At 70.9% G+C, this 14,667-nt stretch carries 12 protein-coding genes; 6 read left to right on the plus strand and 6 right to left on the minus strand.

Features of this window, described 5'->3' with window-relative positions:
- Positions 1-89: 89 nt before the first annotated feature.
- Positions 90-530, plus strand: a complete 441-nt coding sequence (locus AC5L3Z_RS02150; RefSeq protein ID WP_494839054.1) for a (deoxy)nucleoside triphosphate pyrophosphohydrolase — start codon at positions 90-92, stop codon at positions 528-530.
- 116 nt (positions 531-646) lie between these two features.
- Here the strand turns inward: AC5L3Z_RS02150 and AC5L3Z_RS02155 are convergent, their stop codons facing one another.
- The 6 genes from AC5L3Z_RS02155 to AC5L3Z_RS02180 form a co-directional block, all read right to left on the minus strand.
- The gene (locus tag AC5L3Z_RS02155; RefSeq protein ID WP_494839056.1) at positions 647-1,717 is read right to left on the minus strand and encodes a succinate dehydrogenase/fumarate reductase iron-sulfur subunit; all 1,071 of its coding nucleotides are present in this window, start codon (positions 1,715-1,717) and stop codon (positions 647-649) included.
- The gene (locus AC5L3Z_RS02160) at positions 1,717-3,630 is read right to left on the minus strand and encodes a fumarate reductase/succinate dehydrogenase flavoprotein subunit (protein ID WP_494839058.1); all 1,914 of its coding nucleotides are present in this window, start codon (positions 3,628-3,630) and stop codon (positions 1,717-1,719) included. Before AC5L3Z_RS02160 ends, AC5L3Z_RS02155 begins: the two co-directional genes overlap by 1 nt.
- Positions 3,631-3,642: 12 nt before the next feature.
- Complete coding sequence (gene sdhC, locus AC5L3Z_RS02165) at positions 3,643-4,446, minus strand: succinate dehydrogenase subunit SdhC (RefSeq protein ID WP_494839059.1); 804 nt, start codon at positions 4,444-4,446, stop codon at positions 3,643-3,645.
- A gap of 295 nt (positions 4,447-4,741) precedes the next feature.
- Entirely contained in the window at positions 4,742-6,163 is a 1,422-nt protein-coding gene (locus AC5L3Z_RS02170; RefSeq protein ID WP_494839060.1) for a TldD/PmbA family protein, read from the minus strand.
- A complete protein-coding gene (locus AC5L3Z_RS02175) occupies positions 6,160-7,596 on the minus strand; it encodes a TldD/PmbA family protein (protein WP_494839062.1) in 1,437 nt (478 codons plus the stop codon). Before AC5L3Z_RS02175 ends, AC5L3Z_RS02170 begins: the two co-directional genes overlap by 4 nt.
- A gap of 33 nt (positions 7,597-7,629) precedes the next feature.
- Positions 7,630-8,178 carry a Uma2 family endonuclease gene (locus AC5L3Z_RS02180; RefSeq protein ID WP_494839063.1) on the minus strand — a complete coding sequence of 183 codons (549 nt, stop codon included), beginning with the start codon at positions 8,176-8,178 and terminating at the stop codon, positions 7,630-7,632.
- A 275-nt stretch (positions 8,179-8,453) separates the two neighbouring features.
- On the opposite strand from AC5L3Z_RS02180, the gene AC5L3Z_RS02185 reads away from it, so the two are divergent.
- From AC5L3Z_RS02185 to AC5L3Z_RS02205, 5 genes are all read left to right on the plus strand, one after another.
- Positions 8,454-9,509 carry an ABC transporter ATP-binding protein gene (locus AC5L3Z_RS02185; RefSeq protein ID WP_494839579.1) on the plus strand — a complete coding sequence of 352 codons (1,056 nt, stop codon included), beginning with the start codon at positions 8,454-8,456 and terminating at the stop codon, positions 9,507-9,509.
- A 50-nt stretch (positions 9,510-9,559) separates the two neighbouring features.
- A complete protein-coding gene (locus AC5L3Z_RS02190; protein ID WP_494839064.1) occupies positions 9,560-10,606 on the plus strand; it encodes an ABC transporter ATP-binding protein in 1,047 nt (348 codons plus the stop codon).
- The gene (locus AC5L3Z_RS02195) at positions 10,603-11,610 is read left to right on the plus strand and encodes an ABC transporter permease (protein ID WP_494839065.1); all 1,008 of its coding nucleotides are present in this window, start codon (positions 10,603-10,605) and stop codon (positions 11,608-11,610) included. The genes AC5L3Z_RS02190 and AC5L3Z_RS02195 overlap by 4 nt, the downstream gene beginning before the upstream one ends.
- 10 nt (positions 11,611-11,620) lie before the next feature.
- Positions 11,621-12,607: an ABC transporter permease gene (locus tag AC5L3Z_RS02200; RefSeq protein WP_494839066.1), complete on the plus strand. Its 987-nt coding sequence runs from the start codon at positions 11,621-11,623 to the stop codon at positions 12,605-12,607.
- Between the two features lie 153 nt (positions 12,608-12,760).
- Positions 12,761-14,503, plus strand: a complete 1,743-nt coding sequence (locus AC5L3Z_RS02205; protein WP_494839067.1) for an ABC transporter substrate-binding protein — start codon at positions 12,761-12,763, stop codon at positions 14,501-14,503.
- The last annotated feature ends 164 nt before the right edge of the window (positions 14,504-14,667 follow it).

Raw genomic sequence — 14,667 nt, forward strand, 5'->3', positions numbered from 1 at the left:
TGTGTCCACGGCCACACTTCCGAACTCTGCTGACCTACCGGTCGGGGACGGTACCCAAACCGACGATTGATCTGGCACGCTGGACGGCCGTGCAGACCGAACAGGTAAGCGGTAACGGACACGCCGAGCGGCGTGAGCCGAAGGTCGTCGTCGGGGCGGCGATCATCTCCGACGGACGGGTGCTGGCCTGCGCCCGCGCCGCGCCACCGGAGGTGGCCGGCAGGTACGAGTTCCCCGGCGGCAAGGTCGAGCCGGGCGAGAGCGAGACGGCCGCGCTGATCCGCGAGTGCGTCGAGGAGCTGGACGTACGCGTCGAGATCGGTGACCGGGTCGGTCGGGACGTCCGGATGGCCCACGGTCGTTCGGTGCTCAAGGTGTACGCGGCCCGGCTGCTGCACGGCGACCAGCCGCGGGCGCTGGAACACTCCGCGATGCGCTGGCTCTCCGCCGAGGAGTTGGACACGGTGCCCTGGCTGCCCGCCGACGCGCCCATCGTCGCCGCCCTCCGTCCCCTGCTCACCCGCGACTGACCCACCGCTGTCGGCCCCGGCCGCCGCGACGGCGGCGGCGGGGATCCGGGACCGGCGGGGGGAAAACGGACGGGGGCCGGCGGCAGTCGCCGCGGCCCCCGTCGATGCAGTCCCGGTCAGTGCTTCTCGTCCTGGCTCGGGTGCGCGAAGTTGAGGTGCTCCGGAGGCAGCGGGAAGGTGACGTCGTCACCGAACGGCGACGGGGCCGCCGCCCGGTCGAAGGTCAGCTCCGTCAGCGGCAGCTTGCCGCTGCCGTCCACCGCCGGAGCGGTGGGGTGCGGAACCTCCCGGTGCCAGTTGACGCCCTTCTGCGCCTGGACCTCGGCGCGCGAGTCATGCGACCCTCCCGCGTGCGAGTGAACCCCAGCCTGACCAGCGCCGCTGTGCACCACGGACCCCTTTCCCGCGCTGCCCGCGGTGCTCTGCCGGGGCGTCTCGCCCCGCCGGAAGATCTTGCTACCAAGCCACACAAGGGGATCGTACCTGCGGTCGACGACCCGCTCCTTCATGGGGATGATCCCGTTGTCAGTGATCTTGATGTGCTCCGGGCAGACCTCGGTGCAGCACTTGGTGATGTTGCAGAAGCCCAGGCCCTGCTCCCGCTGCGCGTACTCCTTGCGGTCGGTCTTGGTGTCCAGGGGGTGCATGTCCAGCTCTGCGGCGCGGATGAAGAAGCGTGGCCCGGAGAAGGCCTGCTTGTTCTCCTCGTGGTCGCGGATGACGTGGCAGACGTTCTGGCACAGGAAGCACTCGATGCACTTGCGGAACTCCTGCGAGCGCTCCACGTCGACCTGCTGCATCCGGTAGTCACCCGGGGCGACGTCGGCCGGCGGCGCGAAGGCGGGCGTCTCCCGGGCCTTCTCGTAGTTGAACGAGACGTCGGTGACCAGGTCGCGGATCACCGGGAAGGTGCGCAGCGGGGTGACCGTGACCGTCTCGTCCTCCTCGAAGGTGGACATCCGGGTCATGCAGCTCAGGCGCGGCTTGCCGTTGATCTCCATCGAGCAGGAGCCGCACTTGCCCGCCTTGCAGTTCCACCGGCAGGCGAGGTCCGGCGCGTCGGTGGCCTGGAGCCGGTGGATGACGTCGAGGACGACCTCGCCCTCGTTCACCTCGACCGCGTAGTCCTGGAGGTCGCCGCCGGTCTCGTCACCCCGCCAGATCCTGAACTGTCGCTTGTTTCCCATTACTTGCCCGCCTCCTCAGCGAGGGCGTCGAAGTCCGCGAGCTCCTCGTCGGTCAGGTACTTGGACAGCTCGGCGCGATCGAAGAGGCCGATCAGCTCCGCTCGCATCTTCGGTAGTGGCTTCTGGTCCAGCCGGACCGTGTCGCCGTCCAGCGAGCAGACCAGGTTGAACCGCCGCCACTTCGGGTCCATCGCCGGGAAGTCCTCCCGGGTGTGCCCGCCGCGGGACTCCTGCCGCTCCAGCGCCGCCTTCGCGGTGCACTCCGAGACCACCAGCATGTTGCGCAGGTCCAGCGCCAGGTGCCAGCCGGGGTTGTAGCGCCGGCCGCCGGCCGCGCTGACCTTGGCCACCCGCTCGCGCAGCTCCGCCAGCCGGCTCAACGCGTCGACCAGCTCGTTCTCCCGCCGGATGATCCCGACCAGATCCCCCATCACCGCCTGGAGGTCCTGCTGGAGGGTGTACGGGTTCTCGCCGGTGTCCCGCTGCAACGGCGCGAGGGCCGTCTCCACCGCCGTCTCGACCGCGGCGATCGACACCTTCGGGCGCGAGGGCAGCTGGTCGGCGTACGACGCCGCGTGCCCGCCCGCCCGCTTGCCGAAGACCAGCAGGTCGGAGAGGGAGTTGCCGCCGAGCCGGTTGGAGCCGTGCATGCCGCCGGAGACCTCACCGGCGGCGAAGAGCCCGCGCACCGTGCCGTACGCGGCACCGGAGTCCGGGTCGACCTCCACCCCGCCCATCACGTAGTGGCAGGTGGGGCCGACCTCCATCGGCTCCTTCGTGATGTCGACGTCGGCCAGCTCCTTGAACTGGTGGTACATCGACGGCAGGCGGCGGCGGATCTCCTCGGCCGGCTTCCGGGAGGCGATGTCCAGGTAGACGCCGCCGGCGGGCGTACCCCGGCCGGCCTTGACCTCGCTGTTGATCGCGCGGGCGACCTCGTCGCGGGGGAGCAGCTCCGGTGGGCGCCGGTTGTTGTCCGGGTCGGTGTACCAGCGGTCCGCCTCCTCCTCGGTCTCCGCGTACTGCTTGCGGAAGACGTCGGGGACGTAGTCGAACATGAACCGCTTGCCGTCGGAGTTCTTCAGCACGCCGCCGTCGCCGCGCACCGACTCGGTGACCAGGATGCCCTTCACCGAGGGCGGCCAGACCATGCCGGTGGGGTGGAACTGGAGGAACTCCATGTTGATCAGCGTCGCCCCGGCGCGCAGCGCCAGCGCGTGACCGTCCCCGGTGTACTCCCAGGAGTTCGAGGTGACCTTGTACGACCGGCCGACCCCGCCGGTGGCCAGCACCACGGCCGGCGCCTCGAAGAGGACGAACTCGCCGGATTCCCGGTAGTAGCCGAACGCGCCGGCCACCCGGTCCCCGTCGAGCAGCAGCTCGGTGATGGTGGTCTCGGAGAAGACCCTGATCCGGGCGTCGTACGAGCCGAGGTCCCGCTTGTCCTCCTGCTGAAGGGAGACGATCTTCTGCTGGAGGGTGCGGATCAGCTCCAGGCCGGTGCGGTCGCCGACGTGCGCCAGCCGCGGGTACTCGTGGCCGCCGAAGTTGCGCTGGGAGATCTTCCCGTCCGCGGTGCGGTCGAAGAGCGCCCCGTACGTCTCCAGCTCCCAGATCCGCTGCGGCGACTCCTTCGCGTGCAGCTCGGCCATCCGGAAGTTGTTGAGGAACTTGCCGCCGCGCATGGTGTCCCGGAAGTGCACCTGCCAGTTGTCCCGGCTGTTCACGTTTCCCATGGCGGCCGCCGCGCCGCCCTCGGCCATCACCGTGTGCGCCTTGCCGAAGAGCGACTTGGAGATGATCGCGGTCTTCTTGCCGGCCAGCCGGGCCTCGATCGCCGCGCGCAGGCCGGCGCCGCCGGCCCCGATCACGACGACGTCGTAGTGGTGTCGTTCGATTCGCGTCTCAGTCATGTCCAGGGGCCCTTAGTTGATGAACCGCAGGTCGGTGATCCAGTTGGCGGCCACCGCCATGACGTAGAAGTCGGTCAGGGCGAGGGTGCCGAGGGTGATCCACGCGAGCTGCATGTGCCGGACGTTCAGCCAGGACACGCCGGTCCAGGCGCGGTAGCGCAGCGGAGCCTTCGAGAAGTGCTTGAGGCGGCCACCGATGATGTGCCGGCAGGAGTGGCAGGAGATGGTGTACGCCCAGAGCATCACCACGTTGACCAGCAGGACGATGTTCCCCAGCCCGAAGCCGAAGCCCTTCGGCGAGTGGAAGGCCAGGATCGCGTCCCAGGTGTTGATCAGCGAGATGATCGCGGCGGCGTAGAAGAAGTAGCGGTGCAGGTTCTGCCCGAGCAGCGGGAACCGGGTCTCGCCGGAGTACGCCTTGTGCCCGTCCGGCACCGCGCAGGCCGGCGGCGACAGCCAGAACGACCGGTAGTACGCCTTGCGGTAGTAGTAGCAGGTCAGCCGGAACAGCAGCAGGAACGGCAGGGTCAGCGCGGCGTCCGGGATGATCCACCAGCCGGGCAGGAAGCGGCCGAAGTGCGAGGCGCCCTCGAGGCAGCGTTCGGTCACGCACGGGGAGTAGAACGGGGTCAGGTAGTGGTAGTCGTCGACCCAGTACCACTTGTGCATGAAGACCCGGACCGTCGCGTACGCGACCCAGGCGCTGAGCCCGAGGAAGGTGAGCAGTGGGGCGAGCCACCAGCGGTCGGTCCGCAACGTCTTCGCCGCGATGGCGGCGCGCGCCCGCGCCAGCGGCCTCGTTGCCGTTGATGTCATTCGAGTCGTCTCCCTGACGGCGCCCTCGCGGGCGGCGGATCACGTTCCATTCGGTCAGCGGACCGGTGGGACTGAGGTCCACTGTCACGTCTTTGCGCACACCAACGACCGCTCCGACGAATCGGCGCAGCTAAGTGACACACGTTACGCCGATCTTCGCGGGCCGGCCGCGCAACGCAGTGTCCCGTGTGTCCCGCGGGTTGGAAAGACCCACACCATGATCAATGTCGGGAGGCGGGGAGAGATAGCCTCCGCTCGACATCCGGGGGTCCGCCCCGACGCCGGCGGCGACCGGTCAGCCGGAGGCGCCGCCGGTGAAGTTCCAGGACGCCAGCCGCAGCGCCGGGGACTCCCACCACGAACCGTCGAGCCGGTCCGGCTGGCGCACCGGCCGGCGGCCCAGGCCGCGCACCGCGCCCGGCGCCAACGCCCGGGAGTACGCCTCGGTGAACCGGAGGTCGCGGACCGCCCGGGTCGGCACACCGTCCTCGACCAGCCACACCCCGTTGCGGGTCAGGCCCGTGATCACCAGGGTCTTCGGGTCCAGCACCCGGGTGTACCACAGGTCGCTGACCAGCAACCCCCGCTCCATCCCGGCCACCAGCGCGGCGGTGTCCGGGTCGGCCACCGCGCCGGCCACCCCGACCGGTCCCGCCCCGGCGGCGCCGGTCGGCTCACCCGGCGGGTCGGCGTCGTCGTGGGTGGCGCCGAGGAGGCGGAGGTTGCGGGGGAGCGGACCGAAGGTGGCCCCGCCCGGCATCCCGTGCCCGGTGGACTCCGCCCCCACCTCCGCGCCGCTGCGCCGGTCGTGCGCCACCGCGCGGGTCACCCCGGCCTCGACCAGCGTCACCGCGCGGCGGGCGGTGCCCTCCAGGTCGTACGGGAGGGCGGAACCGTGCAGCGGGTCGTCGACCAGGGTCACCGCCGGATCGAACTGGGCCGATCCCGGCCGGGCGAAGGACTGGCGCTCGGCGTACCGCTTGCCGTTGAAGCCGTACCAGGCGAGATTCTGGAGCAGGTCGGCGACGGCGGCCGGTTCGAGCACCACCTCGTACCGGCCCGGGGGCAGCTCGACCGGGTCGGCGGCGGCGCGGGCCTTCGCCGCGGCCCGGGCGCCGAGGGCGGCGCCGTCGAGGTCGGCGAGCCGGTCGACGCAGAGCCGGGCCACCCCGTCCGCGCCACCGGCCCGGGCGATGCCGTCCATCGCCGCCTCGGCCGTGTGGCCGATCGCCGTGTGGCCCGCGGAGTTGGCGAACGCTCCCCGGCGCGACGATATGCGGCAGTAGCCGGCCGCCTCCAGGCCGCCCACCGCGTCCACGAAGGCGCGGACCCGCTCGGCCAGGTCGGCGGGTTGGGCGTGCTCCGTCGGGCCGTCGGTCGGTGGGGCGGACGGCACCGGGGTGGGTGGGGTCAGCCCGGGCCAGGCCGGGTCGGGCGGGCAGAGCCGGGCGGCCGCCAGGGTCCGCTCGACCAGCGCGGTCAGCCCGTCGGCGTCGACCAGGCTGCCGCTGCCGGCGGCCGTCCGGCCGTCGACGTGCAGCCGCAGCCGCACCGCCCGGCCCACGTCGGAGACGTTCTGGTGGATGAACGAGTTGGCGAACCGGGTCAGCGCCTGGTGGTGCTCGACCACGGTGACCTCGGCCTGCGCCCCGGGGCCGGCGAGACGGCGGACCAGCTCCACCACCCGGGCGGCGTGGTCCGACCCGGTCCCGGTCATGCGCGTACCCCCACCCGGACGTCGCGGAACCGGGCCGGCGCCGACGGGTGGCCGGTGTGCCCGATCTGGCCCGGCTGGCCCTTGCCGCAGTTGGGCGTCCCCCACGGCACGATCTCGGAGGAGAGCATGTCCATCGAGCGCCAGAAGAGCGGGCCGATGCCGGTGTAGGTGGGGTTGCGCAGCATCCGCCCGCGCCGCCCCTTCTTCACCTCCCAGCCGACCTCGCAGCCGAACTGGAAGTTGAGCCGCCGGTCGTCGATGGACCAGGACCGGTTGACGTCCATCAGCACCCCGTCGTCGGTCGCCGCGATGATCTCGTCGAGGGTGTGCGGGCCCGGTTCCAGGCCCACGTTGGTCATCCGCACCATCGGCAGCCGGGCCCAGCCGTCCGCCCGTACGCTGCCGCCGTGGTCGAGGCCGGCGACGGCGGCCGAGTCCCGCCCGGCGAGCACGCCCACCCAGCGCCCCTCGCGGACCGCGTCCCGCCGTACGGCGGGCGAGCCCTCGTCGTCGAAGCCGAAGCTGCCCAGCGCACCCGGGATGGTCGGGTCGATGGTGACGTTCATCAACTCGGAGCCGTACCGCAGCGAGCCGAGCTGGGCCAGGTCCAGCCAGGAGGTGCCGGCGAAGGCGGCCTCCCAGCCGAGGATCCGGTCCAGCTCGATGGCGTGCCCGACGGACTCGTGGATCTGGAGGGCGAGCTGCTCGCCGCCGAGGATCAGGTCGGTCTCGCCGGCCGGGCACTCGGGCGCGGTGAGCAGCTCCCGGGACTCCTCGGCGATTCGCGCCGCGTGCGCGGCCAGGTCCAGCGACTCGACCAGCTCCCAGCCGGTGGTGCCGTACTGGCCGCGGTAGCTGGGCCAGGAGCGGCGCTGGGTCTCCCGCTCGCCGATCGAGGTGGCGGAGATGCCGCCGCCGCACTCCCGGATGCGCTGGTCGATCCGGTGCCCCTCGCTGGAGACGAACCACTTGGTGGTGTCCCAGATCTGGTAGAGCCCCTCGGCCAGGTCGGCGCCGTGCGCCCGCATCGTGGCGGTCGCCCCGACCAGCAGGTCGCCCTTGTCCGACAGCGCCACCCCGAGCGGGTCGACCCGGCACTGCGAGGCCCAGGTCGCGGTGGTCGGCTCGCTCGGGACCAGGTCGATCGGCGGCCCGGGAACCCGCGCGCTCGCGGCGGCGGTCTCCGCGGCGCGCCGGCCGGCGCCGCGGACCATCCGCTCCGACAGCTCGGGTACGGCGTGGAAGCCCCAGCTCGATCCCACCAGCGCCCGGACGCCCAACCCGATGCTCTCGTCCTGGGTGAGCTCCTCGATCTCGCCGTTGCGGGCCGACATGGACTCGTAGCGGCGGTGCATCACCCGGGCGTCCGCGTACCGGGCGCCCGCGTCGAGGGCGGCCTGCACGGCGGCCGACGCCGCATCGAACTCGGTCATGTGCCCGACCCTAGGCGAGCGGACCGACATCCGTCAGGGGACGAGATCCTCCGGCCGGATGGTGGCGTGCACCGGCTCGGTCAGCGTCAGGGTCTCGCCCCGTTTGACCATGGACTGTTCGACGTAGTTGCGGCCGCGGCGCTGGAAGAGGCGCAGGCCTCCTGTCTCCTGCTCGACCAGCAGGTACCACTCGATGCCGGCGGCGGCGTAGTAGTGCATCTTGAGCACCTTGTCGGTCGCCGCGTTGCTCGGCGAGATGATCTCGCAGATGAGGCGGACGTCGGCCGCCTCGATCATGAGTTCGTCCAGGTCGACCGGCCCGGTGATGACGAGATCGGGAATGGGGATTCGGCCCGCTCGGAGCCGGACGTTCACCGCCTCCAGGAGCTCCAGCCCGGCAGTCTCCGCCGCGGCTTCGAGGATGTTGCCCAGCTTGCGCGAAATGCGCTGGTGACGTGGAGTCGGGGCTGGGGTCACGTGGAGGCTCCCGTCGAAGAGTTCGACGCGCTGTTGCGTCTCGCCGAGGGCGAGGTACTCCTCTTCGGTCCACGGTCCCTCGTGGTCGAACACCGCCGCGGTCATGGTCACCTCCACCTCGTGCCGGCGGGAATCCTCCCGTGGGTGCCGCCCCCATGGTCGCACCCGAGGTGCGACCGTGCGGGCACGACATCGAGTCGCCGGGGTGGATGTCCTGGTGAGGACTGTTCACGCCCGTTGTCGACTCGTTACGCTGTGGCCCGCTGACAGCTCCGCCTTTGTAGCTTATTTTCGCCCTCGTGAGTTTGTTGTAGGTTCTCTACAACCCGAGGGAGGCGGTCGTGGACAGTCCGGAACCGGTGCCGTCCGGCCGATCCGGCGTGCCGGAACAGCGCGCCGCCGAGGGCCCCTACCTGCGGGTGGAGGACCTGCGGGTGCGCTTCGAGACCGAGGACGGCGTGGTACGCGCGGTCGACGGGGTCTCCTTCGCGGTGGAGCGTGGCCGCACCCTCGGCATCGTCGGCGAGTCCGGCTCCGGCAAGAGCGTCACCTCGCTGGCCGTCCTCGGCCTGCACGACCCCCGGCGGACCACCATCACCGGGGAGATCTCCCTCGGCGGCCGGCAACTGGTCGGTCTCCCCGAGGAGGAGGTGCGCCGGCTGCGCGGCCGGGACATGGCGATGATCTTCCAGGATCCGCTCTCCGCGCTGCACCCCTACTACACCGTCGGCAGGCAGATCGCCGAGGCGTACCGGGTGCACCACCCGAAGGCCGGCAAGCGGGAGGCCCGCCAGCGGGCGGTGGACATGCTGGGCCGGGTCGGCATCCCGCAGCCGGCCAAGCGGTTCGACCAGTACCCGCACGAGTTCTCCGGCGGCATGCGGCAACGGGCGATGATCGCGATGGCCCTGGTCAACGACCCGGACCTGGTGATCGCCGACGAGCCGACCACCGCGCTGGACGTGACGGTGCAGGCGCAGATCCTGGACCTCCTCGCCGACCTCCAGGCCGAGTTCCGCTCGGCGATCATCCTGATCACCCACGACCTGGGCGTGGTCTCCCAGGTGGCCGACGACGTGCTGGTGATGTATGGCGGCCGGGCCGTCGAGCGGGGCAGCGTGGAGCAGGTGCTGCGACGTCCGCAGCACCCGTACACCTGGGGCTTGCTCTCCAGCGTGCCGTCGTTGCACGGCGACGCGGACGCGGACCTGGTGCCGATCCCCGGCAACCCGCCCTCGTTGATCAACCTGCCGGCGGGGTGCGCGTTCCATCCGCGCTGCCGCTACGCCGACCGCAACGGCGACCGGTCGTCCACCGAGGTCCCCGAGCTGCGCCCGACGGGCGCCCCCGGTCATCTGGTCGCCTGCCACCTCTCCGCCGACCAGCGGACCGTGCTGTACGCCGAGGACGTCGCGCAGGTGGGGGTGGCCCGGTGAGGAACGCGGCGGAGCGGAGTCCCGCAGGTTCGAACGAAGGGTCCGCGCCGATGACCGAGACCGAGCCGCTGCTGCGGGTGCGCGGGCTGGCCAAGCACTTCCCGGTGCGCAGCGGCCTGCGGAGCAGGGGACTGGTGCGGGCCGTCGACGGGCTCGACTTCGAGGTGCGGCCGGGGGAGACCCTGGGGCTGGTCGGGGAGTCCGGCTGCGGCAAGACCACCACCGGCCGGATGCTGGTGCGGCTGCTGGAGCCGACCGCCGGTTCGATCGAGTTCGCCGGGCGGGACATCACCCACGCCGGGCGGCGCGAGCTGCGTCCGCTGCGCCAGGACCTCCAGATCATCTTCCAGGACCCGTACGCCTCGCTGAACCCGCGCCACACCGTGGGCCGGATCGTGGCGATGCCGTTGCAGGTCAACGGGATCACCCCGCCCGGCGGGGTGAAGAAGCGGGTGCAGGAGCTGCTGGAACTGGTCGGGCTCAACCCGGAGCACTACAACCGCTACCCGCACGAGTTCTCCGGCGGGCAGCGGCAGCGGATCGGCATCGCCCGCGCGCTGGCGCTGCGGCCCCGGTTGATCGTCGCCGACGAGCCGGTCTCGGCGCTGGACGTCTCGATCCAGGCGCAGGTGGTCAACCTGCTGCGGGACCTGCAACGCGAACTCGACCTGGCGTTCGTCTTCATCGCCCACGACCTGGCCGTGGTCCGGCACTTCTGCCAGCGGGTCGCGGTGATGTACCTCGGCAAGATCGTGGAGATCGGCGACCGGGCCGACATCTACGAACGGCCGCAGCACCCGTACACCCGGGCGCTGCTCTCGGCGATCCCGGACGTGACGGCGCTCGGTCCGGGCGGCCGGATCCGGCTCACCGGGGACGTGCCGACGCCGCTGGACCCGCCCTCGGGTTGCCGGTTCCGCACCCGGTGCTGGAAGGCGCGGGACGTCTGCGCCACCGAGGAACCCGCCCTGGTCGTCCGCGACGGCGGCCGACAGTTGACGGCCTGCCACTTTCCGGAGAGCGGCCCGGTCGGCGGCGCCGATCCGGCCGGCCCGGTGGACGTGAGCGGCGTGAGCGCCGAGGAGGTGGCGAGGTGAGCCTGTCCCCGGTCGAGGGCGTGGCGCTGGCCGAGATCGAGTCCGGCGGCGACGGTGCCGCCCCGAAGCAGAAGGCCGTGGTCGGCCGCTCGCCCGGGCAGCTCGCCTGGCTCCGGCTGCGCCGGGACCGTACCGCCGTCGTCAGCGGGTCGATGCTGGTCTTCTTCGCGCTGGTGGCGCTCGCCGCGCCGCTGATCGAGCTGCTCTACGGGATCGGGCCGGGCGACCAGTTCCAAGGCAAGCTGGACGGGTTCGGGATGCCGCTCGGCTACGCCGGGGGTGTGTCGGCGGACCACTTCTTCGGCCTGGAACCCGGGCTCGGTCGGGACATCTTCATCCGGATGGTCCACGGCCTGCGGACCTCGCTCTTCATCGCCTTCACCGCGGCGGTGGTCACCACCACGATCGGCGTCGCGCTCGGCGTCCTCGCCGGCTACCTGGGTGGCCGGGTCGACGCGGTGATCAGCTGGATCACCGACCTGGCGCTGGCCATGCCGTTCCTGATCGTCGCGCTGGCACTGACCCCGACCCTGGTGCTGCGCTTCTACGGCGAGCGGGAGGAGGTCTCCTCGGTCTTCGGGGTGGTGGTGCTGATCGTGGTCTTCGCGGTCTTCGGCTGGACCAGCACCGCCCGGCTGGTGCGGGGCCAGGTGATCACCTTGCGCGAGCGGGAGTTCGTGGAGGCGGCCCGGGCCAGCGGCGCCGGGCTGGGGCACATGCTCTTCCGGCAGTTGCTGCCGAACATCTGGGCCCCGATCCTGGTGGCGTTCTCGCTGGCGGTGCCGCAGTACGTCACCGGCGAGGCCGCGCTGTCCTTCCTCAACGTCGGCCTCGGCGAGGAGACGCCGAGCTTCGGAAAGATGATCTTCCGGAGCCTGAGCTACCTGGAGACCGACCCGGCGTACGTCTTCTTCCCGGGCATCACGATCTTCGCGCTGGTGCTGGCCTTCAACCTCTTCGGGGACGCGCTGCGCGACGCGCTCGACCCGAAGTCGTCGCGGTAGGGGTGTCGCCATGGCCCGGTTCCTGATCAAGCGGATCTTCTCCGCCGTGCTCACCCTCTTCGTGGTGAGCGTGCTGACCTTCCTGATGTTCTTCGCGCTGCCCCGCGACCCGGTCAGCGGCATGTGCCCGAAGAACTGCAACCCGGAGCGGCTGGAACGGGTCCGCCAGGAGCTGGGTCTGCGCGACCCCCTGGTCACCCAGTACGCCGGCTACATGAAGGGCATCGTCACCGGCCGGGACCTGGGCAGCGCCCAGGGCGGCCGGTGCGACGCCCCCTGCCTGGGCTGGTCGTACGTCACCAACGAGGCGGTCTCGGACACCATCGCCCGGGTGCTGCCGGTGACGCTGAGCATCGTGATCCCGGCGGCCGTGCTCTGGCTGCTGCTCGGGGTGGGGCTCGGCATGGTCTCCGCGCTGCGCCGGGGCACCTGGCTGGACCGGGCCGCGATCGGCTTCTCGCTGGCCGGCGCCTCGTTGCAGATCTACTTCGTCGGCGCGGTGCTGATGCTGGTCTTCGTCTACACCCTGGCCTGGCTGCCGGTGCCCGGCTACACCTCGATCTTCACGGACCCGTTGGAGTGGGCCTCCGGGCTGGTGCTGGCCTGGCTGGCGCTGGCGTTCCTGTTCTCCGCGATCTACGCCCGGTTGTCCCGGGCGCAGATGCTGGAGACGCTGTCGGAGGACTTCGTCCGGACCGCGCGGGCCAAGGGCCTGGCCAAGCCCAAGGTGTACGGGCGGCACGCGCTGCGCGCGGCGATCACCCCGGTGGTGACCATCGCCGGCCTCGACGTCGGCGGGGCGCTGGGCGGCACGGTGATCACCGAGACCACCTTCGGCCTGAACGGGATGGGCCGGACCGCCGTCGAGGCGGTGCGCGCCGGCGACCTGCCCACCATCATGGCCACCGTGCTGATCGCGGCGGTCTTCGTGGTGCTGGCCAACCTGCTGGTGGACCTGCTGTACGCCGCGATCGACCCGCGGGTCCGGCTGGGCTGACCGTCGTCCGTCCCCGTCGGACGTCGACCGGTCGGGCGGCGTTGAAAAGTATCGACAACTGTTACACAACTCGTAGGTTTTTTTCTTTACGATCCTCGGGACGTCGGCGGTACACCCGCCGGACCGGACGGGCACAGGTGGAGGAGGCAGAAGATGCGACCACGCGTGACGGCCGCCGCGGGCGGCGCGATCGCACTGGTGGTGGCGCTGGGTGCGTGCTCGAAGAACACGGGCGAAGGCACCACGGTGGACACCAACCGGCAGCAGACCGGGGTCATCGCCACGGACCCGAAGGACTCGATGGGGCCGGCCGCGGAGGTGAGCGGCGCGCAGAAGGGCGGCACCTTCACCATCATCCGGGAGACCCCCATCACCCACCTGGACCCGCAGCGGACGTACTCCTTCGCCGGGCTGATGGCCAACCCGCTCTTCTCCCGCTACCTGACCACGTGGAAGGACGACGGCAAGGGCGGCCTGGTGCTCGTCGGTGACCTGGCCGAGACGCCCGGCACCAACGTCAACAACGACTGCAAGGTCTGGGAATACAAGATCAAGGACGGGGTGAAGTTCGAGGACGGCAGCCCGATCACCGCCAAGGAGATCGCGTACGGCATCGCCCGCTCCTTCGACCCCGACCTCTCCGGCGGCCCGACCTACCTGCAGGAGTGGCTCGCCGACAGCCCGCAGTTCGACACCAAGTGGGACTTCAAGAAGAACAAGACCTCGCTGCCGCCGGGCCTGACCACCCCGGACGACAAGACGCTGCGCTTCGAGTTCGCCAAGCCCCGCTGTGACCTGCCGTTCGCGGTCTCGCTGCCGACCACCGCCCCGCTCAAGCCGGAGAAGGACACCGGGGTCAACCTGGACACCCAGCCCTTCTCGTCCGGGCCGTACAAGGTGGCGAAGAACCAGGTCGGCGTGCAGCTCACCCTGGACCGCAACCCGAACTGGGACCCGAAGACCGACCCGGTGCGCCACCAGTACCCGGACCAGTTCGTCTGGAGCTTCGGCCCCACCGAGGACGCCGCCAACAACCGGGTCATCGCCGACAACGGCGCCGACCAGAGCGCACTCGCCTGGAACTTCGTGCCGGCCTCGCTGGTGGCCAAGGTGGCGGGGGACGCCTCGCTCAAGAGCCGCACCATCCTCTCCCCGACGCCCAGCGCCAACCAGCTGGTCATCAACACCCAGCGGGTCAAGGACCTGAAGGTCCGCCAGGCGCTCAACTACGCCATCGACCGGGACGGGCTGATCAAGGCGCTCGGCGGCCAGACCGTCGCCGCCCCGCTGACCACCCTGATGCCGCCGGCCACCATCGGCTACCAGGCGTACGACGCCTACCCGGCGGGCGCCAACGGCAACGTCGACAAGGCCAAGGAGCTGCTCGGCGGCCAGACCCCGGAGCTGGTCCTGGGCGCGGCGGACAGCACCCGCGAGCAGCAGGAGGCCGTTCAGGTCAAGGCCAACCTGGAGCGCGCCGGCTTCAAGATCACCATCCGGAACATCCCGGACGACGCGAAGCTCGACGAGATCAAGAAGAAGGACAACCCGTGGGACCTGTACTTCGGGTCCTGGGCGGCCGACTGGCCGAGCGGCGCGTCCATCCTGCCGGTGCTCTACGACGGCCGCACCATCAAGGCCGAGGGCAACAGCAACCAGTCGTACGTCAACGACCCGGCGATCAACGCCGAGTTCGACCGGATCCTCGCCCTGGAGCCGGCGAAGCAGGGCCTTGAGTGGGCCAAGCTCGATGAGCGGATCATGAAGGAGCTGGCCCCGGTGGTGCCGCTCTACGTCGACGTCGCCTACAACGTGCACGGGTCCAAGGTCGGCGGGGTCTTCATCTCCAGCGTCTTCGGCTACCCGTCCTTCGTGAACGCGTACGTCAAGCCGTGATCTGCCACTGACGACGCGCACCGCAGGCCAGGGTCCTCTCCCGACAACGTGGTCGGGAGGGGACCCTTTCGCTTGACGAGCCGGGACCACGGTACGGAGAAGCTGACCTGGCCTCTTGTCCGCGAAGCTCGCACCGACCCACCCATCAGCGGTGAGCAGGCCGG

This window comes from Micromonospora sp. LZ37, from assembly GCF_059359015.1.